Source organism: Vreelandella titanicae BH1 (genome assembly GCF_000336575.1).
In the GTDB taxonomy this organism is placed as follows: domain Bacteria; phylum Pseudomonadota; class Gammaproteobacteria; order Pseudomonadales; family Halomonadaceae; genus Vreelandella; species Vreelandella titanicae.
This window is the reverse complement of the sequence record NZ_AOPO01000014.1, coordinates 20,683-47,322: the sequence shown is the minus strand read 5'-3', so window position 1 is coordinate 47,322 and position 26,640 is coordinate 20,683. Positions and strand designations below refer to the sequence as shown.

Annotated in this window: 28 protein-coding genes; 16 read left to right on the top strand and 12 right to left on the bottom strand. The window is 55.2% G+C overall.

Going from position 1 to position 26,640, the window contains the following annotated elements; translation table 11 throughout:
- Positions 1-10 precede the first annotated feature (10 nt).
- Positions 11-355, bottom strand: a complete 345-nt coding sequence (locus HALTITAN_RS19590; RefSeq protein ID WP_022520854.1) for a hypothetical protein — start codon at positions 353-355, stop codon at positions 11-13.
- A 244-nt stretch (positions 356-599) separates the two neighbouring features.
- On the opposite strand from HALTITAN_RS19590, the gene gloA reads away from it, so the two are divergent.
- Both gloA and HALTITAN_RS19580 read left to right on the top strand, forming a co-directional pair.
- The gene (gene gloA, locus HALTITAN_RS19585; protein ID WP_009288132.1) at positions 600-1,136 is read left to right on the top strand and encodes a lactoylglutathione lyase; all 537 of its coding nucleotides are present in this window, start codon (positions 600-602) and stop codon (positions 1,134-1,136) included.
- 9 nt (positions 1,137-1,145) lie between these two features.
- Positions 1,146-1,514 carry a DUF6164 family protein gene (locus HALTITAN_RS19580; protein ID WP_022520853.1) on the top strand — a complete coding sequence of 123 codons (369 nt, stop codon included), beginning with the start codon at positions 1,146-1,148 and terminating at the stop codon, positions 1,512-1,514.
- Here the strand turns inward: HALTITAN_RS19580 and HALTITAN_RS19575 are convergent.
- Both HALTITAN_RS19575 and ampC read right to left on the bottom strand, forming a co-directional pair.
- A complete protein-coding gene (locus HALTITAN_RS19575) occupies positions 1,511-2,176 on the bottom strand; it encodes a cupin domain-containing protein (protein WP_022520852.1) in 666 nt (221 codons plus the stop codon). The two genes, HALTITAN_RS19580 and HALTITAN_RS19575, sit on opposite strands and share 4 nt — an antisense overlap.
- Positions 2,177-2,367: 191 nt before the next feature.
- The gene (gene ampC, locus HALTITAN_RS19570; RefSeq protein ID WP_039860210.1) at positions 2,368-3,540 is read right to left on the bottom strand and encodes a class C beta-lactamase; all 1,173 of its coding nucleotides are present in this window, start codon (positions 3,538-3,540) and stop codon (positions 2,368-2,370) included.
- A gap of 149 nt (positions 3,541-3,689) precedes the next feature.
- Here ampC and HALTITAN_RS19565 point away from each other — a divergent pair, with 149 nt between their 5' ends.
- Positions 3,690-4,565 (top strand): LysR family transcriptional regulator, encoded by an 876-nt coding sequence (locus HALTITAN_RS19565; protein ID WP_039860208.1) that lies wholly within the window; start codon positions 3,690-3,692, stop codon positions 4,563-4,565.
- A 23-nt stretch (positions 4,566-4,588) separates the two neighbouring features.
- Here the strand turns inward: HALTITAN_RS19565 and HALTITAN_RS19560 are convergent, their stop codons facing one another.
- The 5 genes from HALTITAN_RS19560 to HALTITAN_RS19545 form a co-directional block, all read right to left on the bottom strand.
- The gene (locus HALTITAN_RS19560) at positions 4,589-5,617 is read right to left on the bottom strand and encodes a metal ABC transporter solute-binding protein, Zn/Mn family (RefSeq protein WP_009288131.1); all 1,029 of its coding nucleotides are present in this window, start codon (positions 5,615-5,617) and stop codon (positions 4,589-4,591) included.
- A 35-nt stretch (positions 5,618-5,652) separates the two neighbouring features.
- Complete coding sequence (locus tag HALTITAN_RS19555; protein WP_009288130.1) at positions 5,653-6,543, bottom strand: metal ABC transporter permease; 891 nt, start codon at positions 6,541-6,543, stop codon at positions 5,653-5,655.
- On the bottom strand, positions 6,527-7,261 hold the full coding sequence (locus tag HALTITAN_RS19550; RefSeq protein ID WP_035539377.1) for a metal ABC transporter ATP-binding protein: 735 nt from the start codon (positions 7,259-7,261) through the stop codon (positions 6,527-6,529). The genes HALTITAN_RS19555 and HALTITAN_RS19550 overlap by 17 nt, the downstream gene beginning before the upstream one ends.
- Entirely contained in the window at positions 7,258-7,407 is a 150-nt protein-coding gene (locus HALTITAN_RS25775; protein WP_162836274.1) for a hypothetical protein, read from the bottom strand. Before HALTITAN_RS25775 ends, HALTITAN_RS19550 begins: the two co-directional genes overlap by 4 nt.
- A 155-nt stretch (positions 7,408-7,562) precedes the next feature.
- Entirely contained in the window at positions 7,563-8,246 is a 684-nt protein-coding gene (locus tag HALTITAN_RS19545; protein WP_039860207.1) for a hypothetical protein, read from the bottom strand.
- 158 nt (positions 8,247-8,404) lie between these two features.
- Between HALTITAN_RS19545 and cas1f the strand changes: the two genes are divergently transcribed.
- The 9 genes from cas1f to HALTITAN_RS19505 all read left to right on the top strand — a co-directional run bounded on the left by cas1f (position 8,405) and on the right by HALTITAN_RS19505 (position 20,886).
- A complete protein-coding gene (cas1f, locus tag HALTITAN_RS19540; protein WP_039860232.1) occupies positions 8,405-9,379 on the top strand; it encodes a type I-F CRISPR-associated endonuclease Cas1f in 975 nt (324 codons plus the stop codon).
- Positions 9,376-12,720: a type I-F CRISPR-associated helicase Cas3f gene (gene cas3f / locus HALTITAN_RS19535; protein WP_009288127.1), complete on the top strand. Its 3,345-nt coding sequence runs from the start codon at positions 9,376-9,378 to the stop codon at positions 12,718-12,720. Before cas1f ends, cas3f begins: the two co-directional genes overlap by 4 nt.
- Before the next feature lie 427 nt (positions 12,721-13,147).
- Positions 13,148-14,530 carry a type I-F CRISPR-associated protein Csy1 gene (csy1, locus tag HALTITAN_RS19530; RefSeq protein WP_009288126.1) on the top strand — a complete coding sequence of 461 codons (1,383 nt, stop codon included), beginning with the start codon at positions 13,148-13,150 and terminating at the stop codon, positions 14,528-14,530.
- Complete coding sequence (gene csy2 / locus HALTITAN_RS19525; protein ID WP_039860206.1) at positions 14,523-15,491, top strand: type I-F CRISPR-associated protein Csy2; 969 nt, start codon at positions 14,523-14,525, stop codon at positions 15,489-15,491. The genes csy1 and csy2 overlap by 8 nt, the downstream gene beginning before the upstream one ends.
- Positions 15,492-15,506: 15 nt before the next feature.
- Positions 15,507-16,532, top strand: coding sequence for a type I-F CRISPR-associated protein Csy3 (gene csy3, locus HALTITAN_RS19520; protein WP_039860204.1), 1,026 nt, complete (start codon positions 15,507-15,509; stop codon positions 16,530-16,532).
- A 3-nt stretch (positions 16,533-16,535) separates the two neighbouring features.
- Positions 16,536-17,105 carry a type I-F CRISPR-associated endoribonuclease Cas6/Csy4 gene (gene cas6f / locus HALTITAN_RS19515; RefSeq protein WP_009288124.1) on the top strand — a complete coding sequence of 190 codons (570 nt, stop codon included), beginning with the start codon at positions 16,536-16,538 and terminating at the stop codon, positions 17,103-17,105.
- A 1,068-nt stretch (positions 17,106-18,173) separates the two neighbouring features.
- Positions 18,174-18,347 carry a hypothetical protein gene (locus tag HALTITAN_RS26405; protein WP_411572278.1) on the top strand — a complete coding sequence of 58 codons (174 nt, stop codon included), beginning with the start codon at positions 18,174-18,176 and terminating at the stop codon, positions 18,345-18,347.
- A 233-nt stretch (positions 18,348-18,580) separates the two neighbouring features.
- Entirely contained in the window at positions 18,581-19,783 is a 1,203-nt protein-coding gene (locus tag HALTITAN_RS19510; RefSeq protein ID WP_051052152.1) for a DUF898 family protein, read from the top strand.
- Entirely contained in the window at positions 19,783-20,886 is a 1,104-nt protein-coding gene (locus HALTITAN_RS19505; RefSeq protein WP_009288120.1) for a M48 family metallopeptidase, read from the top strand. Before HALTITAN_RS19510 ends, HALTITAN_RS19505 begins: the two co-directional genes overlap by 1 nt.
- 42 nt (positions 20,887-20,928) lie before the next feature.
- On the opposite strand, the gene HALTITAN_RS19500 is transcribed toward HALTITAN_RS19505, so the two are convergent.
- Both HALTITAN_RS19500 and HALTITAN_RS19495 read right to left on the bottom strand, forming a co-directional pair.
- Positions 20,929-21,237 (bottom strand): hypothetical protein, encoded by a 309-nt coding sequence (locus HALTITAN_RS19500; protein WP_027958153.1) that lies wholly within the window; start codon positions 21,235-21,237, stop codon positions 20,929-20,931.
- A 66-nt stretch (positions 21,238-21,303) separates the two neighbouring features.
- The gene (locus HALTITAN_RS19495) at positions 21,304-22,272 is read right to left on the bottom strand and encodes an alpha/beta hydrolase (protein ID WP_009288119.1); all 969 of its coding nucleotides are present in this window, start codon (positions 22,270-22,272) and stop codon (positions 21,304-21,306) included.
- Positions 22,273-22,424: 152 nt separating this feature from the next.
- Between HALTITAN_RS19495 and HALTITAN_RS19490 the strand changes: the two genes are divergently transcribed.
- A complete protein-coding gene (locus tag HALTITAN_RS19490; RefSeq protein ID WP_009288118.1) occupies positions 22,425-23,453 on the top strand; it encodes an acyltransferase family protein in 1,029 nt (342 codons plus the stop codon).
- A gap of 48 nt (positions 23,454-23,501) precedes the next feature.
- On the opposite strand, the gene HALTITAN_RS19485 is transcribed toward HALTITAN_RS19490, so the two are convergent.
- Positions 23,502-24,125 carry a hypothetical protein gene (locus HALTITAN_RS19485; protein WP_009288117.1) on the bottom strand — a complete coding sequence of 208 codons (624 nt, stop codon included), beginning with the start codon at positions 24,123-24,125 and terminating at the stop codon, positions 23,502-23,504.
- A gap of 533 nt (positions 24,126-24,658) precedes the next feature.
- On the opposite strand from HALTITAN_RS19485, the gene glnA reads away from it, so the two are divergent.
- Positions 24,659-26,065 (top strand): glutamate--ammonia ligase, encoded by a 1,407-nt coding sequence (glnA, locus tag HALTITAN_RS19480; protein ID WP_022520804.1) that lies wholly within the window; start codon positions 24,659-24,661, stop codon positions 26,063-26,065.
- Between the two features lie 99 nt (positions 26,066-26,164).
- Here the strand turns inward: glnA and HALTITAN_RS26235 are convergent, their stop codons facing one another.
- The gene (locus HALTITAN_RS26235; RefSeq protein ID WP_255200397.1) at positions 26,165-26,290 is read right to left on the bottom strand and encodes a hypothetical protein; all 126 of its coding nucleotides are present in this window, start codon (positions 26,288-26,290) and stop codon (positions 26,165-26,167) included.
- On the opposite strand from HALTITAN_RS26235, the gene HALTITAN_RS26110 reads away from it, so the two are divergent.
- Together HALTITAN_RS26110 and HALTITAN_RS26105 are read left to right on the top strand one after the other, a co-directional pair.
- Complete coding sequence (locus HALTITAN_RS26110) at positions 26,240-26,467, top strand: DUF4124 domain-containing protein (RefSeq protein WP_338074269.1); 228 nt, start codon at positions 26,240-26,242, stop codon at positions 26,465-26,467. The genes HALTITAN_RS26235 and HALTITAN_RS26110 overlap by 51 nt on opposite strands.
- Positions 26,388-26,612, top strand: coding sequence for a hypothetical protein (locus HALTITAN_RS26105; protein ID WP_051052149.1), 225 nt, complete (start codon positions 26,388-26,390; stop codon positions 26,610-26,612). The genes HALTITAN_RS26110 and HALTITAN_RS26105 overlap by 80 nt, the downstream gene beginning before the upstream one ends.
- Positions 26,613-26,640: the final 28 nt, after the last annotated feature.

Genomic DNA, 26,640 nt, shown 5'->3' with positions numbered 1-26,640 from the left:
CGATAGCAATCTAACGAAACGAAATACGCGTACCGTAGGTAAGCATTTCATCAGGTGTCATCGCTTTACCCTCGACCCCAATCATCTCGTCACCACACTGGTCGGCGAAGGTTAGCACGCCGTGGGTCAAGCCCAGTTGGCCCAGGGTATCGCGGATTTCGCCCGTGCCCAGAAAAGTACTGACGTGGCCCTTGTTATCGCTCAGCTCAGACACGCCGTTAGCATGGTGAAAACGCACTTTGTAGATTCCATCCATCGACTCGACTTCAACAATCGGCGAAAAACCGTTGTGAAGCGCATTGGAAAGCTGTTTTAGCGTCAGGTGGTCACCCAGCGTCATATCGATCGCACTCATGGAAAACTCCTGTGGACGCCTCAAAGGTGGGGCATCACTCATGTTGCGGGAACTGCTTTTTGTAAAGCTTATGAAGAATAAGTGTAGGGTTTTTGTTTAGTATTGCCAGTGCGCTTATCGGCACCTCGATACGACACTGCCTACGTGCTTGTAAGGGCTGTTATTATGGCCATAAAGCCCCCATGGTAAGCGGTACGTGAAGCTCAATGGATTCAATGATCAACATCAGCGATAGGAGAGCAAAATGAGTTTTCAAGGCGAGCAGCATCCCGGCGTCGTGGCTACGCCGCCCCAAACTCAAGGGTTTCGTTTAAACCACACCATGCTGCGGGTGAAAGACCCTGAGCAGGCATTGGCGTTCTACTCAAAAGTGTTTGGTATGCAGGTGATGCGGCGGCTGGATTTCGAAGAGATGCAGTTCTCGCTCTACTTCCTGGCCAACCTGGAACCCAGCGACAGCGTTCCGGACGATGCGCAAGCGCGTACCGCCTGGACGTTTAGCCAGAAAGGGCTGCTGGAGCTGACCCACAACTGGGGGACTGAAGACCAGGAAGATTTCGCCTATCACGATGGCAATGCCGAACCCCAGGGCTTTGGGCATATCTGCTTCAACGTACCGGATTTGGCAGCGGCCCAGGCGTGGTTCGACGAGCATGACGTCACCTTCGTCAAACGCTCCGATCAGGGCAAGATGAAAGATGTTATCTTCGTTAAAGACCCGGACGGCTACTGGATCGAAGTGATTCAGGCAGACCTGATGGTGGGGAAGAGCGACTCTTGAGGCACGCCAATGGCTGAACTACTGTTCCGGCTGCGCCATGTGACCGACGAAGAGGCCATGGAGGTGCGTGACCTGCTCGCTGCCCATGGCTTTGATACCTATGAAACCCAGGCGGGCTTTTTCCGCCTGGGCGTTGACGCGATTTGGCTGCGCAATCCACATCAGCACGACGCTGCCATCGCGGCGTTAGAGGCCTACCAGGCGGAGCGCCTTGAGCGCGCCCAACGCGAGCACCAGGCGGCGGTTGAGCGGGGTGACGCGGAGACGCTGTGGCGTCGTTTGGCCGCTCACCCGGTGCAGGTCGTGTTAGTACTGCTAGCAGTGGGGCTTATTGCCGCCCTTACGCTGCTGCCGTTCCTGGGTATGTCGCGAAGCTAAGCGGCTGGCAGATGGCCGCGTTTGAGGTACATCATGACGCCATCATCACCGGCGGTAAGTGCCGGAGCAGAACCGCTGGGGTAGCGGCACCAGGTGCCTGCCGTGTAACTCTGTTCGCTATCGCTCAGTGTGCCTTCCAGAATCAAAAACTCCAGCCCGCCCAGCAGCGTGGGGTAGGTAATGGAGGTGCCCGCCGACCAGCGCTCCAGGCTGGTGCGCTCCTGCTTGTAGGTGTGCAGCATTTTATAGGCAATGCGCGGGCGTCGATCAGGCTGCCAGGGCAGCCGATGCGCTGGCACTGCCAACTGTAGCGTGTCGTTGGGGTCAAACTGGTGCAGTTTGACAAATATCAGCGCGCCTTCCTCGCCAATTTGCGGGGTATGGCCGGTGCCAATGGGGTTTCTTAAGTAGCTGCCCGCCGCGTAGCGCCCATGCTCATCGGCGAACACGCCTTCCAATACCAGAATCTCTTCGCCGCCGCCGTGGGTATGCCGCTCAAACTTTGTATTGGGGGCGTAGCGCACAAGGCTGGTAGCGCGAGCAACTTCATCACCAATCCGGTCAAACATCATGCGCTCTACCCCCGCGCTGGGGGAATCGACCCACTGATACTCTTCCGGGGTAACACAGGCAAAGTGGCTAAAATCGGCGTTTAGACGCATGGGAAAGGGCTCTTCGCAGTGAAGGTAAGTGACGGGGGAGGGTGCTAGTCTCCTTATCGACAGCAAAAAATGCAACTTTCGGTTGTTTGATCTTCGTTATATCGCCATAAAAAACACCCCAACCATTGGACGAATATCCAACGATTGGGGTGCAGTTCACGAAGGCGGCATCAGGTTGTCTGGCTGCTTGCTTAGGGCGCTTCAGTCAGCTTGGTAAGAATATGGTGTGCAGCTTCGATGCGCGCCTGATTGGGGTAGTTGCGGTTAGCCAGCAGCACAATGCCGATTTGCTCGCTGGGTACAAAAGCCACGTAGCCGCCAAAGCCGTTGGTAGCGCCGGTTTTGTTATAGAGCGCTTCCTGCCTGGGGGCTAGCGGTGGGGTTAAGCGGTTGGCGGGGTTGGGCTGCAAAATCATCTCAAGCGAGTTGCCTACCAGCAACTGATCGAGCGCCACCGGGTAGGCATAGCTTTCCCACCCCAGTCCTTGGGTCATATTGCCGACCTCAAAGTACCCCGTGCGCGTAGCGGCCAAGGCTTGGCTTAGTGGTTCATTAAGCTCAGCACCACTCATATTGGCTTCCACCAGCGTTAGTACGTCTGCAGCAGTCGATTTCAATCCGTAGGCCTGGGCATCCAGCATGCCTGGGTTCACCCGAATGGGTTCATCCTCTTTAGAGTAACCGTAGGCATAGTTCGCCTGCTGCGCTTCAGGCACCTGAAAGTAGCTATGCTCAAGCCCTAACGGGGTAAACAGCGCTTCCTCCATCGCCATCTCGAAGGGCTGACCAAGGCTTTGTGCGGCGAGATAACCGAACAGGCCCAAGCTCGGGTTGGAGTAGAGCCGATGGCTGCCAGGGGCGGATTCAGGCTGCCACTGGCGGTAGTAGTCGATCATCGTCTCTTCGCTTTGAACCGACTCAGGGAACTGCAGCGGCAGCTCGCCCGCCGTGTAGGTTCCCAGTTCCAGCAGCGTGATCTCATCGAAGGCGCTGCCTTCAAGTTCAGGCAGGTAGCGGCTGGCCGGGTCGGAAAGCGAGAGGGCGCCACTAGTCTGGGCATAGCCAGCGAGTGCAGCCGTGAAAATCTTGCTGACAGAGCCGAGTTCGAACAGCGTCTCATCGGTGACTGGAATCCCCGCTTCTTGATTGGCGAGGCCATAATTAAAGTAGTGCTGTTGGCCGTTGAGGCTAAGCGCGACCGCCATGCCGGGGATACGGTGTTCGGCCATCAAAGGCGCGATAGTATCGTTCACCAGGGCCTCAATGTCGGCGCTTTCAGGCGTGCCGGAGGCCCAAGCAGAGCCGTTGAGTAGAAGCGAACCTGTCATGATAAGGCCGCAGTTTGCTGCTAACATCTTACGCATACCAAAATCCTGTTGTGAATAATGCCGAGAGAGGGCGGAGAGTTATTTCCAGTCGCAAAGCCCGTGACAGTGGTTAACTTACGGCGCGCTGCGGCAATTCACAAACAGCGATATTTTGCATAAGCCATTAGAAAAATTTGGGGGTCAAGGTGGTGCGTCCCTACCTGCCGTTGAAGGCGCTGCGCGCGTTTGAGGCGTCGGCCAGGCATTTAAGCTTTACCCGCGCGGCAGAAGAGCTTCATGTGACCCAAGCGGCGGTAAGCCATCAGGTTAAGCTGCTCGAAACGCTGTTGAAGGTGCCGCTGTTCAAGCGTTTGCCCAGGGGGCTAATGCTTACTCAGGAGGGCGAACTGCTGCTGCCGGTATTGAAGAGTTCATTCGACCAGATAGCCCACACGCTGGAGCGGGTGGGCGAGAGCAGCTATCGGGAGGTATTAAACGTCGGCGTGGTGGGGACTTTTGCCGTCGGCTGGTTGCTGCCGAGGCTGGGAGATTTTCAGCGCCAGTACCCTTACGTCGATTTACGGCTCTCCACCCATAACAACCGAGCGGATATTGCCGGCGAAGGGCTGGATTTTGCGATCCGCTTTGGCACGGGGGCCTGGCACGGTACCGCGGCACAGCCGCTACTACCGGCGTCACTCTCGGTAATGTGCATACCTGATATCGCCGCGCGGCTGAACACCCCAGCCGATGTGCTGGGGGAAACCTGGCTGCGCTCTTATCGCGCCGATGAGTGGACAGAGTGGCTATTGGCGGCAGGGCTACCACGCAGCTTTCCGATGACCAACAGCATTGTGTTTGACTCTTCCATCGCCATGGTGGAAGCAGCCCTACAAGGGGCAGGCGTGGCGCTGGCGCCACCGCTGATGTTTCCCCGCCAACTAAACAGCGGCGCACTGGTACAGCCTTTCGACACCGCTGTCAGTCTGGGCGGTTACTGGCTGACTCGCCTGCAGACACGCCCCGAAACCCACGCCATGGCGTCCTTCCGGGAGTGGCTGCTCACGGCCATTAATGCCTGAGCAGCACTATTGACGTTAACTGCTTAGTGGCTGTGACCATGATCATCGTGGTCGTTATGACCCGGCTGGGCCAACGCGTCGTGCAGCACATGGGCATTGTGGCGCATCATACCCAGATAAGTGCTCGCTTCACCCTCTGCTGCCAGCGCATCGGCGTAGAGCGTGCCCGCAATGGGCAGGCCGGTCTCTTCGGCGAGCTGGGTGATGATCGACTGGTTGGTCATGTTCTCGTGGAACAGCGCCTTCACGTTCTCCTGCTCAATCACATCCACTAGCGCCGCCATGCTGGCGCCACTGGGGTCGGCTTCCGTGGAAAGCCCTACTGGAGAGAGGAAGGTCACCCCGTAGGCGCTTGAGAAGTAGCCAAAGGAGTCGTGGCCGGTAATCACGCTGGTGGAGGCCGGGATCTCGTCAATCAGCGCACGAATCTCGTCGTCTACCTCGGCCATTTCCTGTAAATACTGCTCCGCATTGGCGCGGTAGGCATCGGCGTTATCGGCGTCGGCGGCGATTAAGCCATCGCGGATATTGGCGATATACACCTCGGCTTGATGCATATCCTGCCAAGCGTGAGGGTCTTGATTGCCATGGTCATGCCCCGCGTGCTCATCGGCATGCTCTTCGTGGTCATGGTCGTCGTGCCCATGGTCGTGCTCGTCATGATCATCATGGCCGTGCTCTTCATGTGCAGCGAAAGAGAGCGGTTCAATACCATCGGTCGCGGTGACCATCGGCCCGTTGTAGTCGCTGGCGCTAATCAGGCGCTCCATCCAGCCCTCAAACAGCAGACCGTTGAAAACGACTAAATCGGCATTGGCCAGGGAGCGTGCGTCGCCAGGGCTGGGGGAGTAAACGTGGGCATCGCCATCGGCAGCCACCAGCGGGGTCACCTCGACATGCTCGCCGCCTACGTTTTCCACCATATCCGCCAGGATAGAGAAACTGGTCACCACCTGAACGCGCTCATTAGCCATGGCAGCAGGCAGAGCCAGCATAGCGGAAACACCGACTAACCAGCGCGAAGGCCGAGATGATAAATAGGCAAGCGACATACAACACTCCTTACGATAAACATGAAGACTGATAATTAAGCCCCTTGCTCCACTTCAAGCGGCGTGGTTTTACGCCTCAGCTTGGCTGCCAAGCTGTGGTAGCGACCAAACAGGGCCGAAAAGAGATAACCGAACCCCGCCAGCAGAATAATGCTCGGGCCAGAGGGGATATCCAGATGAAAAGAGAGCAGCAGGCCACCGGTGCTCGCTACCATGGCCAGCACAATAGCGATGCCGATCAAGCCCTCCAGGCGTTTGCTCCAAAAGCGCGCCGAGGTGGCGGGCAGCATCATCAGTCCCACCGCCATTAGCGTACCCAGGGTTTGAAAGCCGGCGGTTAGGTTCAGCACCAGCAGGCCCAGGAAAACGCTGTGTACCCAACCGCTGCGGCGGCTTTGGCCACGTAAAAACAGCGGGTCCAAACACTCCACTACCAGGGCGCGAAACACCACTGCCAGGGTCAGCACAATCAACGTACTGATACCCGCGATTAGCAACAGCGCGGTGGAGTTGATCGCCAGAATCGAGCCGAACAGCACATGGGTAAGGTCAACGCTGCTACCGCCCAGCGAAATCAGCATCACGCCTGCGGCTAGCGAGATAATAAAAAAGCTCGCCATGGCGGCATCTTCGCGTTGGCCGCCCATTTTTGAGACCGCCCCCGCCAGCAGCGCGACCATTAAGCCAAATAGCACCCCGCCAATGCTCATAATCGGCAGCGAAAATCCCGCCAGCAGGAACCCCAGCGCGACACCGGGCAGAATCGCGTGGGCCATGGCATCGCCAATCAGGCTCATACCGCGTAGCACCAAAAACACACCCAGCGGCGGCGCGGCCAACGAAAGCGCCAAACCACCCACCACCGCGCGGCGCATAAAGCCGTAATCGAACGGGCTGACAAACCACGCATTAAGCAGATCCAGCATGGCGTCCTCCCATGGTAAACGGCACTACCTGAGCGGGTGCGTGTTGATGGGTCAGCGCACTGGGCGCGACCCAACGGCCATGGCCGCCGTTTAGCATCAGTACTTCATCGGCCAGGCGGCGCAGGTGATCCATATCGTGCAGCACGACAATGATCGTCGCGCCGTCGTCCGCCATTTGGCGCAGGATACGGATCAAAATATCCACGGTTTCGCTATCCACGTTGGCAAACGGCTCATCAAGCAGCAGTAGCTCGGCTTCCTGCATTAGCGTACGGCCGATCAGTGCACGCTGGCGCTGGCCACCGGAAAGTTCGCCCAGCGGGCGGTGGGCCAAGTGCGAAATACCCAGCCGCGCCATAATCTCGCGGCCTTTACGGTAGTGCCCTGCACAATAGCCGGTTAACGCGCCGTGGCTGGGCCAGCTGCCGGTCATGACTAACTCTTCCACACTCATCGGGAAGGTGAGATCCAGCGCCAACTGCTGTGGCAGCCACGCCCGGCGCTCTTTTGCGACGGTGCAGACCACTTCGCCGCTAATGGGCCGAAGTTCGCCCATAATGGCCTGAATCAGCGTGCTTTTACCGGCGCCGTTAGCGCCAATCAGCGCGGTAATCGCACCCGGCTTAAAGTCGCCCTCGATATGTTCCAGCACCGTGCGGCGCGCCTGGGCCAAATGCAGGTTGTGCAGCTGTAAGCGTGATAAAGAGCGTTGACTCATCCTAACCACCCGCTAGCCCAAACCACCAAACCCCACAGCGCCAATAGCGGCACGGCAACAAACAACAGCCGTTTAACAGCCGATAGCGACATCAAGGAGAAGTGACAAGGGCCCTCCTTGTTATGGCGGTGCGTATGCTCACTCATCAAGCGGCCTCGTATAATTTCAAATAGGTTATAACATAACGTTTGGCAAAGCCAAAAAATTGCTGAGTATTTTACTCGTTCACGCCGCGCTAGCAACGATAAAGCGCTAGCGGAAAACCGTCGCCAGCGCTTTAAGGGAATAACCGTAGGGTGTATCAATAGCGCCAGGTAGCACCTAGCTGCTGCGGCGCTACATGCAGCGCGTATTCACCGGGAATAGTGATCGGCCCCAGCGATAGATTAGCGGGTTGGAAGCGATTAATCGCAGAAGACGCCTGATTCGGCTGTGTCCAAATTTGTAGCTCATTCACCAGCATGCCGGTAGCAAAGTTGATAGCACCATCACTTTTTCTGCCATCGGCGGCAATCACTGCACCCGCCACGCCATTCACCACTAGCGAACTTATCTGGGCACCCCAGCCGCGGCGCTCACGCTCTGCCTGGGCGAGCTGCAAGCCTAGCGCCTGTACGCCGCTTAAATCGCCACTGGCTTTCAAACGCTCATATTCGGTCAGTGCCGCCGGGTGCGGCTGGCGGTCGGTCAGCATACCACCCAAGGCCAGCGCTGATTTCACCACACCCACCCGTGCATCAAAGCGGTCATCTGGATCGCTCGCCTCGCTGGATTGGTAAGCGTTCACCGCCAGGCTGGTGGCGTAAATGCCCGACCAACCCCATTGCCAAATATTAGCGTGGCGTGCGCCGTCCTCAAACACATCATCGTACTCACTCCACTGCTCGCTGGTTTGAGCTTGGGTCTGGGCTTGTGCTTGTAGCGAGACAGGCAGAGTGATTACCAAGGTGGTAACCAACGCGGCAACAAGACGAAAAGCATGCATGGTGAAGTGCCTATATAGGGGGAGCAGTCGCGCTAAGCGTAGCACGCAAAACAAATGAGACGTGGGGGGATTCAGGGGTGGCGAAGTATGACTAAGGTCAATGGTGCTGCAGGGTGAAGGATGGTTAGATGGGGGAAGACGATAATCAGGAGCACCGCATGGATGACTTTTCGCCCAGTGACCTAAAAACCATTCTTCATTCCAAGCGTGCCAACCTCTATTACCTGCAGCATTGTCGGGTGTTGGTGAACGGTGGCCGAGTGGAGTATGTCACCGATGAGGGCAGTAAATCCCGATACTGGAATATTCCCATTGCCAACACCACCTCGATACTGTTGGGTACTGGCACCTCGATTACCCAAGCGGCTATGCGCGAATTGGCGAAAGCTGGGGTGCTGGTGGGGTTTTGTGGTGGGGGCGGTACGCCGTTATTTGCCGCCAATGAGGTTGATGTGGATGTCGCCTGGCTGACCCCGCAAAGTGAGTATCGACCCACGGAGTATCTCCAATACTGGGTGCGCTTCTGGTTTGATGATGTAAAACGCCTAGATGCCGCCCGTGCATTTCAGCAGGCACGCTTGGCGTGTATTGAATCGCTGTGGACAAGCCGCGTGATGAAAGACGCTGGTTTTACTATTGCCACCGATCACCTGCATAGCGCGCTGAACCACCACCGTGAAGCAATCAACAAAGCCCCCAGCACCGTTGACCTACTGACCCTGGAAGCGCGTTTAACCAAAACGCTGTTTAAGCTGGCGGTTAATGCGGTCGACTACGGCGACTTCACCCGTGCCAAACGCGGTACCGGCACCGATCCTGCCAACCGCTTTCTCGATCACGGCAACTATCTTGCCTATGGTCTGGCGGCGACCGCCACTTGGGTGTTGGGAATACCCCATGGGCTTGCGGTGCTCCACGGTAAAACCCGCCGGGGCGGCCTAGTCTTTGATGTGGCGGACTTAGTGAAAGACGCGGTGATTCTGCCTCAGGCGTTTATTTCCGCCATGCGCGGTGATGAAGAGCAGGAGTTTCGTCAGGCCTGTATTGAGCGATTAACCCGCACCGAATCCCTCGATTTTATGATCGATACCCTCAAGGACGTCGCCCAAGCGCTGGGGAGTGGCGAAGCATGAACGTGCTGCTGATTTCCCAATGCAACAAAAACGCCCTGAAAGAGACGCGCCGCATCCTCGACCAGTTTGCCGAACGCCGCGGCGACCGCACCTGGCAAACACCGATCACCCAAGCCGGGCTGGATACACTGCGCAAACTGCTGCGTAAAAAAGCCCGCAAAAATACCGCCGTTGCTTGCCACTGGATTCGTGGCCACGACCACAGCGAGCTTGTGTGGGTGGTGGGGGATGCCTCGCGGTTTAATATCAATGGCGCGGTGCCCACCAATACCACTGCCCGAGATATCCTGCGCCGCCGTGATGAAAATGATTGGCACAACGGTGAAGATATTCTTTTGCTCACTGCCTTTGCTGCGTTACTACACGACCTGGGCAAAGCCTGCGACGCCTTTCAGCAGCGGCTTAAAGGCAAGTTGGAAGGGCGCAACTTATACCGCCATGAGTGGATATCGCTTCGTCTGTTCCAAGCGTTTGTAGGCAGTGACGACGACGCTACTTGGCTGGCGCGTCTGGCCGAAGGCAGCTATCAAGAGCAGGACTGGCTAGATGGATTAGAGCGCGACGGGATAGATGCCCCCACCTCATTGGTGTTTAGTCGCTTACCGCCGCTGGCTGCAGCGCTGGGTTGGCTGGTGCTTAGCCACCACCGGCTACCTTTAAAACCGCCGGAAAAAGTTGGCGAAAATGAAAGGCGCTGGGGCAGAGGAAACGCACCACTTCAGGCGGAACAACTGGGAGGATTGTTTGCTTCCATTCATGCCGAGTGGAACGAGATTCCTGAAACGCAAGACTCTAAACGCATCGCGCCCTACTGGCAGTTCAAGGCCGGATTGCCCGTTAGCACCCCACGTTGGCGTGATCGTGCTAAAAAGCTTGCCACGCGGTTACAGGCGCGACTGCAAAATGGCGGGCACTGGTTGGAAAGCCGTTACGTTATGCACTTAGCCCGGCTTAGCTTAATGCTGGCCGATCACCACTACTCCAGCCTTGAAGACCTTCAGCATCGCGTTCGCGGCGAGCCCAATTACCCGCTAATTGCCAATACCGTGCGCAAAACCGGCAAGCCCAATCAGCCGTTGGATGAGCATATTCTGGGGGTTGAAAAACATGCCGCCGCGGTCGCCCGTGCGCTGCCCAGTGTAGACAGTCACTTACCCCGTCTAGCGCGCCATAAAGGCTTCCGAAAACGCAGCAGCCACCCACGGTTTCGCTGGCAGGATAAAGCCTTTGATCTGGCACAGTCGCTTAGGGAACGTAGCCAGCGACAAGGCTTTTTTGGCATTAATATGGCGTCCACGGGCTGCGGTAAAACCCTAGCGAATGGGCGCATTATGTACGCTTTGGCCGACCCCCAGCAGGGCGCGCGCTTTAGCATAGCCCTAGGGCTGCGCACGCTCACTCTGCAAACTGGCCAAGCATTACGTGACCGTCTGCATCTGGGCGACGATGAGCTCGCCGTGCGGGTAGGTGGCAGTGCCAATAAAGCCCTATTTGAACACTACGAGCAGGAAGCCGAAGGCAGCGGCTCGGCATCCAAACAGGCACTGATTGAAGAAGATGCCCACGTGGTGTTTGACGGCAATTTTGATAGCCACCCGGTACTGCGCCGTTTGAGCGATGAGCCGGGCACCCGCGCGCTGATCGCCGCCCCCATTTTGGTATGTACCGTTGATCATCTTGTGCCTGCCACGGAGAGCACCCGTGGCGGGCGTCAAATCGTGCCCATGCTGCGCCTAATGAGCAGTGACCTGGTGCTGGATGAGATCGACGATTTCGATATCAACGACCTGCCTGCGCTTACCCGGCTCGTCAATTGGGCTGGGCTGCTAGGGTCACGGGTACTGCTTTCATCGGCCACCTTGCCGCCTGCGCTGGTGGAGGGTTTGTATGAAGCCTATCGCAGCGGTCGCGAAGCTTTTCAGCGTCACCGCGGCGAGCCGGGGTTAGCGACCGATATTTGCTGCGCCTGGTTCGACGAGCACGACCGACAGCATGAAAACTGCGCCAGTAGCGAGACCTTCAAGGCCGCGCATCACGCCTTTGCCAAGCGCCGGTTAGAGCGCCTATCTACTAGCCCGGTGCGCCGCCGTGGCGATATTTTGTCGTTGCCATCGCTGGGTAAGCGACCAGAAGAAATTAGGCCCGCGGTTTCAGCGCTGCTACGCGAGCATGCGCTGGCGCTTCACCAGCAGCACCACTCCGTTGATCCTCACACCAGCAAACGCGTCAGCTTTGGCCTTATTCGTATGGCCAATATCGACCCCTTAGTAGATGTGGCCAGGGCACTGTTTCAGCAGGGCGCCCCTGACGGAGTGCGTATTCATCTCTGCGTTTACCACTCCCGCCACCCGTTGGTCATGCGCTCTGAAATTGAGCGCCGGTTAGACAAAACGTTGCAACGGGCCGAACCCGAGCGCGTGTTTCAGCAGCCGGATATCCGCCGTCTGCTGGATAGCAGCGAAGAGAACGACCACCTGTTTATCGTGCTGGGTTCGCCGGTCACCGAAGTTGGCCGCGACCACGATTACGACTGGGCTATAGTAGAGCCTTCTTCCATGCGCTCAATTATCCAGCTAGCGGGCAGGGTGCGCCGCCACCGCGAACAAGCCTGCGAAGTGGCCAATATTTTGCTCTTAGAGACCAATCTAAAAGACCTTGAACGGCCGGGCGAACCTGCTTTTTATAGGCCAGGCTTTGAAACAAACGCTACTTGGCGTCTCAAAAACCACTCACTTAACACCTTGTTAACGCCGGATGAGTACCAGGTGATCGATGCCCGCCCCCGCGTGCTGGCGCGGGAAACGCTGCACGCCAAAGACAGCCTTGTCGATCTGGAGCATGAGCGGCTGCACCAGTTAATGATTGAACAGCCCGCCGAGCCGTTAACTAAAAAAGAGATAAGAATTGGTAAAACCCCCAAGCCGCCGCCCTTGGGAGCCTATAGCTGGCATGTGATGCCGCAACTGCATTTAACAGGTGTATTGATTCAGCGTGACCCATTTCGCAAGCAGTTTGAGCCTGAAATAACGCTCGCGCTGCTGCCCGATGAGGGCGGCGAAACCTGGACGCTGCACCGCGTAGACGACGGCGCAAGGCGAGGTGAAAAGCTCCACGTTCCGGTGGAGGAGAGCCTGCTGGTGCGGGTAGATCTAGCAAAAGAGCAGGGCGAGCGGATTCAACCCTGGGGAGCCAGCGACTATTTAACAGCGCTCGCCGACTTGGCGGAAGACTTGGATATCTCTCTTGATCGCGCCGCCCGTACCTTCGGCACGGTGACCGCCTCGGCTAGAAATCAGCGTTGGGGGTATCACCCGGTGTTGGGGTTTTGGCGGAGCAAATGAAGGCCGGTGATAGACACCGGCCCGCTGCCTGGGCGGCAGCGCACATTACTCTAATGAAGAAACTTTTCTAAGCTGCCTGGGCGGCAACGTAGATAGGGTAGCGATACAGACAGTCAAAGTCATTTTATCTTATAATTACTATAATGAATAAACTGGTTGATGATTTTAAAATGATGACCTAGTATCAAATTAGCCAAGGGGTGGTAGCACACCACCTTGGCTGGCTTGAAACATATTTATGCGTCGTTGTTACCCAAATCTGCAGGGTCAGAGCAGATAGGAGGGTTCTGAGCATGATTGGCTATCATGTAAACATAATATTTTGAGGCCGACTTTTAGATCGGCCTGCCAGATGCCCCGAGGCGTATTGCCTCGGGGCTTATTTTGGCACGAATTTCAGTGATTCCCAAATTCGTAAGGATAAATAATGCCTACCATTCCTAGCGGAAGTTGGCAGCAACTCCGAGCATTGATCGAAGTCTTTTTAAAAGAGCGCTTCGATACAAAAGCGGAAAAGCTAGCTCCCGACGATCCAAAATACCAGGCATTGGTTGAGCAATTTCAATTCGATACCTGGGTCAACGATGCGGCAAGGCGCGTTGGTCAACTGCAAGTCGTCACCCACTCGCTAAAACCTATCCACCCCGATGCCAAAGGCTCCAATCTTTACGCCCCACCCGAATCGCTACATGCCCACAACCTAGTGGGTAGTCATGTGCTACCCGCTGATTTTGCGGGCGATGTCGTGGGGAACGCCGCAGCCTTGGATGTATATAAGTTCTTGAAGCTGCAGTTCGAAGGAAAATCGCTGCTTGAGCATGCACTAGAAAACGATAGCGAGTTTGCCAAAGCTTTAAGCGATAATCCCGAACAAGCCCAGGCGTGGATCAATGCCTTTGCCGCGATTACCGAACCGCGTGGCGAGCACGCCTCACATACCCGCGGCAAACAGCTCTACTGGCTGGTGGGTGATGATGCCGCAGAGCTAGAAAATGACGCCGATAACTTCCGTTTGCTAGCCCCGCTCTATGCCACCTCGTTGGCCCATCGTGTATTTCAAACCATTAACCATGACCGCTTTAGCGAAGAGGCCAAAGACTCACGCAAAGCCAAGCGGGAAGGTAAATACGCTGAGCAACCTGTGCACAGCTACCCCAACCTAGCCGTACAAAAAATGGGCGGCACCAAGCCGCAAAATATCTCGCAACTTAATAGTGAGCGGGGTGGTAACAATTATTTATTGGCATCGCTTCCGCCTAGCTGGAATGTGAGTGATATTCGCCCGCCGCTAAAAGTAGCCTCTGTGTTTTCTCACCCTGGTGTATTTGGCAGCCGGTCAGAAGTGCGCTCCCTTGTTAAAGACTTCAAGCGCTTTCTGGAGACCGATCCCTCCACAGATATGCACACCCGAGACCTGCGCGATGATTACACGGCCATGCTGATGGACGAGCTAGCGCTGTTTGCCATGCAGATGCATAGCCTACCTGCGGGTTGGAGCGACGATGAAAAATGTGAATTGGTCGCCGAAGAAGCCTTCTGGCTAGATCCTGGCCGCGCTGAAGAGGATGTTCCTTTTCGTGAAGCTCGAAACAGCGTGGAGTGGGCAGAAGAGATTCGCCACCGTTTTGCTAACTGGCTCAATGCGGCGTTGGGTGAAAAGCTTCCATTAGGCGATGTGGAATTTCGCCACTGGCAGAAAACATTGGCGAAAGATGCTACCCATCAACGCCTGCAGGATCGTGACCGTCGATGGATGGAAAGCCTAATGGAAGACTTACACAACCTGCCAGGAGGTGATGACGATGAGTGAAGTGAAAAACCTCCTGGTTCTACCGCGCTTGCGGGTACAAAACGCCAACGCGATTTCCAGCCCAATGACCTGGGGCTTTCCTGCCATGAGTGCTTTTGTAGGTTTGATGCATGCTCTGGAGCGGAAGTTAGCAGAGGCGAGTCTTCCCGTTTCGTTAGGTCGCGTTGGGGTTATTTGCCACGACTTTGAAGCCCAGGCCACTGAAGGTGGTTACATTCGTGGCTTTCACCTGACGCGCAACCCGGTGGACAAAACCGGTGGTACGGCAGCGATTGTAGAAGAAGGGCGTATCCATCTGGATATCACGCTGATCTTCGCGATTGATACCGGCACTGCAGAAAGCGAGCATGAGGATATCGCCCACCAAATCAGTGAGACTGTATCGGGCATGCGTATTGCCGGTGGCAGTGTGGTGCCCAATCGCAACGTGCCGAGCCATAAGCAGCGCCCGCAATGGGTCATGCTTGATGACAACGAAGATGAACGCTACAAGCAGTTCGCTCGACTGAAGCGCCGCTGGCTGCCGGGCTTTGCGCTGACCCTGCGCGATGACTACCTCACCGAACACCTCACAACGCTGCAAAAACACAACCCTGAGGCCAGTTTGCTGGATGCGTGGTTAGACCTCTCTCGTCTTAACCATGTTTGCACGTTAGAGAATGAAGGTGAACCCAACAAGAAGCCCGTTTGGCAGGCGCAGCGGCCCTATCGCGGCTGGCTTGTGCCGATTCCAGTTGGTTATGGCGCTATTTCCGACCTTTTCCAGCCCGGAGAAGTGGCTAACGCCCGCGATACCATGACCCAGTTTCGCTTTGTCGAAAGCCTCTACTCCATTGGTGAATGGGTCAGCCCGCACCGCATGAAGCAACCTGAAGACCTGCTTTGGTACGTTGATAACGACGAAGAAGCGGGGCTTTACCGTCTCAATAACGATTACCACCTTCGCGCCTCAGCACAGTAAACAAGGAGCTTTATCATGGCTAAAAACGATACCCTTAAAACCGCTTCCGTCCTCGCTTTTGAGCGCAAGCTCGACCCTTCCGATGCGCTGCTATACGCCAGCAACTGGGATAAGCGGCAAGATGAACAGCAATGGCAGCCGGTCGTGGTGCGTGAAAAATCGGTTCGCGGCACTATTTCCAACCGCTTAAAAGCGAAAGACCAAGATCCCGCCAAGCTGGATGCACAGATTGAAACCCCCAACCTGCAAACGGTGGATGTCGCCACACTTCCCCACGATGCTGACACCCTGGTAGCTCGTTTCACCCTTCGAGTGCTAGCCGGTGCCGGGATGCCCTCCGCCTGCAATAACGCCGAATACCAAGCCAAGCTGGAACAAGCCGTCGCCGCATATAAGCAAGCGCAAGGCTTCGGCGAGCTGGCCCAGCGGTACGCCAATAATCTCGCCAATGGGCGTTTTTTGTGGCGCAACCGTATGGGGGCAGAGCAAGTAGAGGTAAGTATTCGCCAACTGGCACAGGGCAAAGCCACTAAAGAGTGGAACTTTGATGCACTGTCGCTCTCGTTGCGGGCTTTCGAGGACACTGCTGAGCTTAAAGAGCTTGCCAGTGTTATCGCAGCAGCGCTGGCGGGTGAACAGCACTTACTGCTTGAGGTGGTTGCCTATGTGCGTATGGGTAGCGGCCAAGAGGTGTTTCCGTCCCAAGAGCTGATTCTTGATCGGGGTCGTGGCGATAAGAGCAAAACGCTTTATCACGTCAGCGATATTGCCGGTATTCACTCGCAAAAGCTGGGTAATGCCATTCGCACCATCGACACTTGGTACCCCAATGAAAACGATGATGACCTCGGGCCTATTGCTGTCGAGCCTTATGGCTCAGTGACCACCCAGGGCAAAGCGTACCGCCAGCCCAAGCAGAAGGCCGATTTCTACTCACTGCTGGATAACTGGATGATCAAGGATCAAGTGCCTACGAAGGAAGATCAGCACTTTGTGATGGCAACACTGATCCGTGGCGGTGTCTTCGGCGAAGCGGGGTAAGCCATGGATCACTATATTGATATTCGGCTTAGGCCTGACCCTGACTTTGCCCCGGCGATGCTGATGGGTGCGCTTTACAACAAGTTGCACCGGGCGCTATTCGACCTACAGGCAACGGATTTAGGCGTTAGCTTTCCAGGCCATAAGCATGGAGTCCGTGCTCGTACATTAGGTGATCACCTGCGTTTGCATGGCACTCAGGCACGGCTGGGGCAATTGATGGGCGCTGACTGGCTAACCGGCATGCGTGATCACACCCAAGTCAGCGAGGTGCTTGCCGTGCCCGCCAATTCTCAGCACTTCAACGTGGCGCGCAAGCAGTTCAATACGGGCAGCCCAAGCCGTGCCAAACGCTATGCCAAGCGGCATGACATTTCGGAAGATGAAGCGCAGCAGATTTATGCCAAGCTAGCGGCGCGGCGCATTGAGCTACCCTTCGTGCAAATAAACAGCCGCTCCACCCAGCAGCGCTTTAGCCTGTTTATTGAACACGGCAAGCCTCAGGAAAAACCGGTGGCGGGTTCGTTTAATCACTATGGCTTAAGCCCTGACGCCACAGTGCCGTGGTTTTGACCCTTTTTTCTAACATGAAAATAGGCGACCAATAATCAATCACTTAGCGGTGTCGCTCGAAAAAGGGTGATACCGCTTTTTTTGGCTAAAGCTCTTTAACAATCAGCACATTAATTTTGATATGCTCTAGTGCGCTGCCGCCCAGGCAGCTCAGAAACAGAACCACGCCACCCAAACCGAGCGCATCCGGTGCGCTGCCGCCCAGGCAGCTCAGAAAAGCTACCGCAAAGCCAACGCCGCCCTGCGCACGTGCGCTGCCGCCCAGGCAGCTCAGAAATTAGTGGGTAGAGTTGCCATATGGCCTCCTGAGTGCGCTGCCGCCCAGGCAGCTCAGAAATAAAGAGGACGCAGAGTTTACCCGCATTCAGTGTGCGCTGCCGCCCAGGCAGCTCAGAAACTAAATCAAAGCCCTTTTTATAGATCGACTGGAGTGCGCTGCCGCCCAGGCAGCTCAGAAAAAGAACAACTTGGGCGAGTACCTGCAATTGGTGTGCGCTGCCGCCCAGGCAGCTCAGAAATATACTATCGGCACAGATCAAGCCAGTTAGATGTGCGCTGCCGCCCAGGCAGCTCAGAAAAGTCTGCCTCGGTTATAGGATATTCCCATGACGTGCGCTGCCGCCCAGGCAGCTCAGAAATTCATTGCGCGGGTGAAGCGCGATACGTCCGTGTGCGCTGCCGCCCAGGCAGCTCAGAAAACTAGCACGGTGTCGCCCTTGCGAACTACGTCGTTCGCTGCCGTGCAGGCAGCTCAGAAACAAAAACAAACCCTCGCTATAGCGCTTCCCATGTTCGCTGCCGTGCAGGCAGCTCAGAAAAGTTTGCAGTATGCACGCCGGAGGAAGAGGAGGTTAGCTGCCGCCCAGGCAGCTCAGAAAAGCCAATGCGGCGGGCGTCAGCATTGCCCAGGGTTCGCTGCCGTGCAGGCAGCTCAGAAAGTCGATCTCGCCGCTGGCGTCGTCACATGCACGCGCGCTGCCGCTCAGGCAGCTCAGAAATACGCAACGGCCGCCGCGCGGTATGATGAAAAGTTAGCTGCCGCCTAGGCAGCTCAGAAAAGGAGGCGGGATGTCTGAAGAAAATCCCGATAGTTTAGCTGCCGCCCAGGCGGCTCAGAAAGCCACACACCCTAAAGCCCTGCCGGTCACCCGGTTAGCTGCTGCCCAGGCAGCTCAGAAATCTAGCGCAGCAACTCGTGCGGTCAACTTTGCGTGCGCTGCCGCCCAGGCAGTATGGCTATAGATTTATTTAGTGTGCCCTTGGCACCGCTGCGCTTGAGGCTTATCACGCCTACTCGAAATGTGCATGAACCGTCATAAGTGGCGAGCATTGAGTCCTTCTGCCGGTTTCTGGTTATCTAATTGCAATTAATGGCAAAGATTACTTAGTTTTTGTGCAGCGTTGAGATATACTTATTTAGCTAGACGTCAAATTAAGCTATATCACTAACGTTAAAAGACATGGATCTTTCCCGCATGGACACTCATCACTTAGCGTCTGAACCGAAAAGCGTGGCCGCTCGTCAAGAGCCCGATAGTCTCTCGCTTTTCTTTCTGGTTTTTAAGACCGGCTTACTCACTATCCTTACTTTGGGGATTTACCGTTTCTGGCAAACGACTCGCATCCGTCAGTATCTTTGGGGCTCTACAAGCGCCAATGATTCTGCCTTGGAGTACACGGGAACAGGGCTTGAGAAGTTTATTGGCTTTCTCATTGCCCTGGTTATCCTGGCGTTGTATCTCGGCGTTTTTCAGATGTTGCTCTTCTACTTCGGCCTTTCGATGTTTAACGTCTCGTCGAGTGCTACTAATCCAACTGAGCAAGCTCGTTATCTGGTTGTTGTGTATATACACATTCTTGCTGTTTTGCCTCTTCTTTTTTATGCCAGTTATCAGAAACGCCGATACATGATGAGTCGAACGCGGTGGTGCGGCATTCGTTTTAGTATGGAAAAAGGCGCTTGGGGGTATGTGATCCGTGCCATCGGCTACAGGTTGCTGACGGTCGTAACATTGGGTGCGCTGGCCCCGCTGGCTACGTTCAAGTTAGAGCAGTATATGGCCGAGCGGAGTTACTATGGTGATGCTCGTATCAAGCAGGGTGGATCTTGGCCGCGTCTCTACTCGTCGCTAACGCATTTGTTTATTGGTATCGTCATTCTCTTGGTATGTTTAGGTATTTTTACATGGGGGTATAACGGTCTCGCGACAGCCCTGCTTTGTGTTGGCGGCGTCTGGGTGGCTATCGGTGTTGTGTATTACCAGGTTAAGAGTTTTGCTTATATGACTTCTCACAAGACGCTAGGCGAGGAGGTTAGCTTTAAGGCTGAGCCGCGCACGGGGGCTATTATCAGGATTTACTTTATTGCAGCTGTCGGGATGGGGGTAATGTCGTTATTTATAATATTTATAATAAGTGTTATGACGGCCATTTTTGATTTTGGTATCTCGTCAGTCACGGTTGGATTCATTGGTGCTGCGCTGAGCTATATCTTTTTATTCTTGCTGTTTCAGGCAATGAAAATGGTGATGATTACTCAGCCTATACTGGGGCATTATGTTCAGACGTTTAGTATCATAAATCCCGAGCCTTTACATCAAATCCAGCAGCGTCAGGCAGATGATGCCGTTGGTGCTGAGGGCGTGGCGGATGCACTCGATGTCGCTGGCGCATTTTAATGTTGCAGGCGCAATTCTTTGACGGCGTGACGGCCTATCGTCATGAGGTGTGCATTTCGGTGTTAGATGACCAGCAGGCGCTGGTCATCCACGCAGAATCGCTAGCTGACCCCGTTCGCTGGGAACTCGCCGATCTTCGTGCTCTTCGTGATAGCTCGAGTACAAAACAGCTGACCTTGACCCGTTATGTCTCGTCTGTTGACGAGAGAGATCCTGCACGGCTTATTGTCACTGATAACGACTTTATTGCTTGGTTGCGTGCCACACAGCCTGATCTTTTCCGCCGTGATGTCCGTAAAAGAACCTGGTTGCGCATGGCAGGATGGGGAACGGGCGCGGTGGTGGCCATTGCGCTGATGCTTTTCGTTATTTTGCCGGGCATGGCCAATATCCTGGCTCAGGCCATTCCTATCGAGCGCGAAGTTGCGTTTGGTAAAGCCGTTACCCAGCAAATCGAATGGGTGCTAAGTAGTTCAAACGCAGGCATGCAGCGCTGCGATTCTCCTGAGGGGGTGGCGGCGCTAGATACGATGCTGGAGAGGCTGACTGCAGGGCGTGATATGCACTACGCCATAGACATTCAGGTTTTCGGTCATTCTGAAGTCAATGCGTTTGCCGCTCCCGGCGGGCAGGTGGTTATTCTGAGTGCATTGCTGGAAGAGGCTGAGTCCCCCGAAGAGGTGGCGGGGGTACTGGCTCATGAAATTGGCCATGTGGAGCGGCGAGACCCAATGCGGCAAGCATTACGGGCGGCGGGGGCTGCGGGGCTGCTTAGCATGGTTTTTGGCGATCTTGCGGGTGCCGCGGTGGTGGGTGAGCATTTGCTTACTGCTTCTTATAGCCGGGAGGCTGAAGTCGAGGCAGACCGTTTTGCTCTCGAAATGCTCGCTACGGCGGAAGTTGATGCAGCTGGGTTTGCAAACTTTTTTACGCGGATCGAGGGGCTGGAGGACGGTGATATTGCTACCCCCGAGCATTTATCTACACACCCTGATTCCAGCTGGCGCGGTACCCAGGCCCAGCAATTAGCTGAAAGCCAAGGCGGTACTACTGCGATTCTAACGCCAGCTGAATGGGCTGCCTTGCAAGCGATCTGCGATTAAAGGCTGTTAACGCTGTATCGCGAACCGCGCCACTCTGCATGCTTATGTTTCGTTGTCACCCCATTTTTCCATGGCGCGTTTGCCATCGGGTACCCGGACGATATGGCCGACTTCCAGCTTGTTGTGGCTTTGATGGCGGCTGCCGTCGGTGTCGATGATGGCGGCGACTTCACCGATGCTGACGGCGTCATCTTCTCGGTAGGCTTCTACTTTAACGCGCACCATGGCGCCTTGGTAGCGTGCGGAAATGATGTCGCCCGGGTCGGGTTGGCTGCTTTGATCCGGGTGTTTTTTAAAGTACTGCATAACACTGGCGCTGCCGGGTTCGTCCCATTCGATATGCTGATGCATCGCTGTCTTCCTTGTCTTGTTGAATGACGTGATGAGTGTAGTTTCAGTGTAGTGCCTTCAATGGGGTTATGTATGCTGTTCATCCTCCGCCCTGTTGGTCTCCACCTCTGGGCTGTTTTCTTGTCCCACGTATTGAAAGAGAAAGTTTAGCGCTGCCGGTAGGCTGGCGCGCCATACTTTCCATGTATGGCCACCGGGGTAGAGGTCGAGGCGCACATCGTTGGGCTGGATGCGTTCCATGGCTTGGCGCAGTATGCGGGCGTGAAATTCTGCATCATAAACGTCGCTACGCCCGGCGCTGATATACAGCGGTACGGGGGAAAGGTCGCCCTCATCTTCGGTACCGCGGGGGGTTACGCGCAGGCGATACTCTTCCAAGTAGTTGGTGTAGTTAAGGTTTTGCCACAGCTCGCGATCAAATCGACCCTGGTCATTGATAAATGAGGGGTGGCGCCAGGCGGTGGAGTTACGCGGCGGCAGGGGGGCGTAGCTGGCGGGGCTTAGCGCGGCTACCGCGGCAAACAGTTCAGGCCGTTCCAGGGCAAAGTTGAGTGCGCCGTAACCGCCAGCGGAATAGCCTGCCACGCCACGCAGGTGGCGCTCTTGTCCCACGCGATAGGTTGCTTCCACATGTGGCATTAGGTCGTTAAAAAATGCGCTGCGGGCGGGTTCGTTGTGGCCATCTACCCACCAACTGCGACTGCCGGGCATAATGAAAACGGCCGGAGGAATATGCCCGGCAGCGATTAACCTATCCGCCACCTGCTGCAAGTTGCCGCGAGAAACCCAGTCGCGGTCAGTGTTAAATGAGCCGTGCAGCATATAAACGACCGGATACGCGTCTGTCGCTTGGGCGTCATAATTGTCGGGTAAATAAATACTGTAGGGGTAGTCGTAACCTAGCGTGGGCGAGAAAAACTGATGGTGTTCAACCTCGCTGGCTAGACTATGGCCACTGAACGTTAGCCAGCCAATAAATGCCGTAAGTAGGGAGTGAAATCGGTACGAGAATACTGGTGGCTTAGGGATGAACACGTTTCCTCCGGGAATTAAAACTGTTCAATGGGGTCGGACAGCGCGAAGGCTTTTATTGTTCATCATAGCCATATAAGACAGTCAGTTAGCATAGTCATTCATCATCGCCATGCAAAATGCCAGGGTAGGAGTAGGTCGAGGCGGGAGGCCCAATGCGCAAAATTGAAGAGATCTATTGGTTGCGTGCTTACGGCTGTATAGCCGTTTTTTTGTTTCACTTACTAGATCATGTCAATCAGCGCCTCGATAATGTTGCCACCGATTTGATGCGCATACCGCTGGTGTTGGGTACCCCGATTTTCCTGTTTATTGCGGTCTTTGTGTTTGCCGTTCGCTACGATAAATCCGTGCCGGAAGGATTCCTTGCCCAGCGCGTGAAGTATGTAATGGTGCCCTATTTTGTGTATGGCTTTATTTATTCGACGGCTGAATGGCTAAGCCAACAGCCATCGGATGAACCGGTGGGGTTCGTGGCCAACGCCATTGAGTATTATGTGTACGCGGGCTGGCATGGCTATTTTTTGATTATTGCGATGCAGTTTTATGTGGCCTATTGGCTGTTTACCCGTTGGCAGCTGTGGCGTTTGAACCCGGTGCCGTGGCTGTGGGGCGCTTGTGTGATCAGCATGGCGTATTGGGGGTTGGCTTACTGGTTTGAGGTTGACCTGCCCGGCTATCTGCTGTGGATTGCTCCACTGGGTTGGATCTATGTGTTTTTTCTTGCCCTGGTGCTGGTGCGCTACTACCCGCTACCCCCTGAGAGCGTGATGCTGGCGCGGCCTGCCTGGATGCAGCAAATGGCCCGCCCGGTCTGGTTGGTGCTAATGGTGGCGCTGATTATTGCCGCGACCTTTGCAGGTTGGCTGGCCTTCTCTTCCAAAGAGGTGTGGGTCATTCCTTTCTTCGTGCTGTTCACGCTGTGTGCCATGCGCTACTTGGCCGGGCGTCCTGCGCCTTTGTGGGTGCGCCACATTAATGCGTATTCGTTTGGCATTTACTTGGCTCACCCCATGTTCTTTGTGCTCGCTGATCTGGCTGTCGAGCCGTTGTCGTTGCCCATTGGCGTGTATGCACTGGCGCTTATGGCGGTTGGTGTGGTGGGGTCAGTGGGGCTTAATAAGCTCGCCAATACCACGACACTGGGCGCCATGCTGTTCGGCAAGCGATTAAAGGTAAGCTAGTCAGAGAGTGGCGGTGGATGGTATCTGTGGATAGCGGCAGAAAACGCATTATAGGCGTGGAGTGAAAGCCGTAGCCGGGGGGTTAGGTAGAAAAGGGTTTTCTGGCTCTTTCGTTAGTCTAAGCAGGTTTCCGTTGTAGGTTTTTAAACGCGTAGGGCAGGCGTGTAAACGTTGCAGAAAATCGTCGATCGCGCTGTTATCGTCCAGCTCAGGGTCAAACCCACCCAAGCGTTCTAGCCAGGCTCGCCTCACGGCAATGTAGGGCGGCAAAAGTAAAGCACTGGCCAATAAGCGCCGCAGGATGCGTTCCGACAGCGATGGCCGGGTGAGGCCAATAATCAAGGCGTCAAGGGTGTAAGTGTTGAGCTGTGAATAGAGTGCACACCAAAGCTCCGCAGGCAGTGGTTTTTTCTGTAGCGCAATGATGAGCCACTCTGCTTGGCTGGTAAACGCGGCTTTATTCAAGCGAGCCCCCAGCGGCCTTGATGGTGTAATCAGCGAATGAGCATGGTAGCGCTGTTCAATAGCACTCAGGCGTGCTTGCGCTTGAGTGGCTGTCACCAAAATGGGCAGCAAGTGGTCGGCGACACCGGATTCACGTATGGATTTTAAGTGGCGTGGCAACATTTCACCCGTCACCATGGCATCAACGATAAAGCAGACCGATCCCATTTGCCGACTCCGATTGTGAGCAAATCTATCAAATTGTAATTTATTGTAGTATCTGGTTTATTTGCGTAGCAAGTAAAAAAATTTGCGAGCTAAAAAACAGCGCTAAGTATGACTTGTGCACTTTGATGGGGCGCGCGGCATTATTTTTGTTCTATTTTGGTGCATAAGAGGTTTTTTAGACGGTTCAGAATAGCCTGTTGCGCCGTTATGCGTCATCAAGAGGCATTTGAAGCCATTTTTTAATGTTTATAAAACAGATAGTTGTTGTTTTTTTATGCCATATTGGTGCAGTGTTGGCATGTTCTCTGCATTGTATTTGCAAGCGGCTAGCGGGCCGTAGGCATAAGCCCTGCGGCGTGCTAAAACGATAGCCGGTCTGAAATGCTCGCTGAGCGATTTGTTAACCAATGTCAGGCAAACGTTGAGCGAACAAGAATGACAAACGTGCGGTTTAGCACGTATTTTGTCGAACAACACTTTTATCGGTAGCTTACTGTCGTTAGCTTTAAGCCACGCTCATACCGGAGGACACTATGTCAGCCAAGACTCTCGCGCTAATTGAAGAACACGATGTTAAATGGGTAGACCTGCGTTTCACCGACACTCGCGGTAAAGAACAGCACGTGACCGTGCCTGCGCGCGATGTAGACGAAGAATTCTTCGAGAATGGCCAAATGTTCGATGGCTCTTCTATTGAAGGTTGGAAGGGCATTAACGAATCCGACATGATTCTGCGCCCGGAAGATGGTACGGGCTACCTTGACCCCTTCACCGAAGATGCGACGCTGGTGCTGCGCTGTGACATCATCGAGCCGGCCACTATGCAGGGCTATGATCGTGACCCGCGCTCTATCGCTAAGCGCGCAGAAGCTTACCTGCAGTCTACTGGCCTGGGCGACACCGCGTTCTTCGGTCCTGAGCCTGAATTCTTTATCTTTGACGAAGTGCATTGGAAGTCTGATATCCAGGGCTCCATGTACAAAATCACCTCCGACGAAGGCGCTTGGGCAACCGACAGTGTCGTGGAAGGCGGCAACCTTGGCCACCGTCCGCGCGTTAAAGGCGGCTACTTCCCGGTTCCTCCGGTCGATAGCTTCCACGATATTCGTGGCGCAATGTGTAATACCCTGGAAGCGATTGGTCAGACCGTCGAGGTACACCACCACGAGGTTTCCAACGCAGGTCAGAACGAAATCGGCGTTAAGTTCAACACGCTGGTGAAGAAAGCTGACGAAGTTCAGGAAATGAAGTACGTGATCCACAACGTGGCCCACGCGTATGGCAAAACGGCCACCTTTATGCCGAAGCCGCTGGTCGGTGATAACGGTTCGGGTATGCACGTTCACCAGTCGTTCTGGAAAGATGGCAACAACCAGTTCGCCGGTGACGAGTACGCTGGTCTGTCTGAAATGGCGCTTTTCTACATCGGCGGCATCATCAAGCACGCCCGTGCCCTGAACGCCTTTACTAACGCTTCTACCAACTCGTACAAGCGTCTGGTGCCTGGCTTTGAAGCGCCGGTCATGCTGGCCTACAGTGCCCGCAACCGTTCGGCTTCAATCCGTATTCCTTACACCGCCAGCCCGAAAGGCAAGCGTGTGGAAGCGCGCTTCCCTGATCCGACTGCCAACCCTTACCTGGCGTTCTCTGCCATGTTGATGGCGGGTATCGACGGTATCAAAAACAAGATCCACCCTGGCGATGCCATGGACAAAAACCTGTACGACCTGCCGCCAGAAGAAGGCAAGTCAGTACCGACTGTGGCGCACAGCCTGGATCAAGCACTGGAAGCCCTCGACGCTGACCGTGCGTTCTTGACCGAAGGTGGCGTATTCACCGACGAAATGATCGATGCCTACATTGACCTCAAGATGGAAGAAGTGGAGCGTATTCGTATGACCACTCACCCCATCGAGTTTGATATGTACTATAGCTGTTAAGTACAGCTGCGAATCAGCGTTACTCGCCCTTGGCTGTTACTATCAGCCAGGCGGTGGTAACAATGATTGCCAATAGAACCCCGCTACGGCGGGGTTTTTTTATTGCTGGGAGGCTGAGAAGCGTGCCAGAGGGGCGATGAGCAGTGTGCTGGTAGCTCTCTTGGGCGTGGGGGAGTGGGTGGCACGGCGTTCGGGCAGGCGGTGTATCGGGTGACCGATCAGCACGGCAACGTTACCTTTACCGATAACCCAAGCAGCCCTTTATGCCCTGCGACCACTTTTCCATCGCTCTGCCCCAGCAAGGCACACAGGGGAAGAGGGGATGACCGTGGTGGAGGTGGTTATTGCGCCACCGTTGCGCGACGACAATCAGGTACGGCTGTTGGTGAATGGCGAGATTAGCCAGAAAGCGCTGCACAGCGATGTCTTCTGGTTAACGGGCCTGCCGCAAGGGGGCACGAGATCCAGGCAGAATGCTGGAGAGCAGCCAGCGTTTACAGCACCGCACGGCAGCGGTGACGATTACGGTTCCTTAAGAGCGCTTTAATAAACGCGATCAAAAAAACAGCCCTAAG